The 983-nt window shown below is 63.7% G+C and carries 1 protein-coding gene; it reads left to right on the top strand.

Annotated elements, in window-relative coordinates; genetic code table 11:
- Positions 1–28: 28 nt before the first annotated feature.
- Positions 29–983: hypothetical protein (locus EOA33_RS36835; RefSeq protein WP_210212656.1), on the top strand; the 955-nt coding region annotated here is incomplete at its 3' end.

A 983-nucleotide genomic window follows, 5' to 3' on the forward strand; every position in this document is an offset into this window, starting at 1 on the left:
GTGGACGACGAGCGGAACCCATGACCGCGTGCTGATCGAAAACGTCAGCAACGCCGATGGCGTTTCCGGCAACGACAACAACACCTTCGATATCGGCGGGTTCAGCTTGAGCAGCCCCAACGCCGCGAGCGCCGTGGTCGGCACGGCTGTCCACTTCGAGGACGACGGACCGCTTAATAACGCGGCCACGGTGAACGTGAACGTTGATGAGGACGAGTTGACGGGTCTGTCGACGGGCATTACGGACAACGACGCGACGACCACGGTAGCGGCGTTTACCGGTGCGCAGATTGCGGGCCTGGTGAATGCAGGCGCCGACCAACCGGTGACGGTGTCGCTCAATCCGTTGATCGACAACGTGGACACGGGGCTGGACTCGAAAGGATCCAGCATCCTGTTCGACTTCGTTGATGCAACGCACGTGAACGGCGTGGCGGACGGGCGGACGGTGTTCACGCTGGTGCAGACGGCGGGTGCTGACACGAAGCTGGGCACGGCCGACGACGCATTCACCTTCACGCTGCTCGATCAGATCGACCACACGCCGCTGGCGACCGGCGGGGGCGACGCGGAGACGATCGCGCTGAGCTTGGCCTCGGTGTTCGTAGCGACCGACGGCGACGGCGACAGCGTTGTGATCGATGCCGGGGCGTCGGTCACGATCGAGAACGATGTGCCGCAGAACAACGCGGCCACGGTGAACGTGAACGTTGATGAGGACGAACTGACGGGTCTGTCGACGGGCATTACGGACAATGACGCGACGACCACGGTGGCGGCGTTTACCGGTGCGCAGATTGCGGGCCTGGTGAATGCAGGCGCCGACGAGCCCGTGACGGTGTCGCTCAATCCGTTGATCGACAACGTGGATACGGGGCTGGACTCGAAAGGATCCAGCATCCTGTTCGACTTCGTTGATGCAACGCACGTGAACGGCGTGGCGGACGGGCGGACGGTGTTCACGCTGGTGCAGACGGCGGGGG

It is taken from the genome of Mesorhizobium sp. M4A.F.Ca.ET.050.02.1.1, assembly GCF_003997725.1.
Taxonomy (GTDB): Bacteria; Pseudomonadota; Alphaproteobacteria; order Rhizobiales; family Rhizobiaceae; genus Mesorhizobium.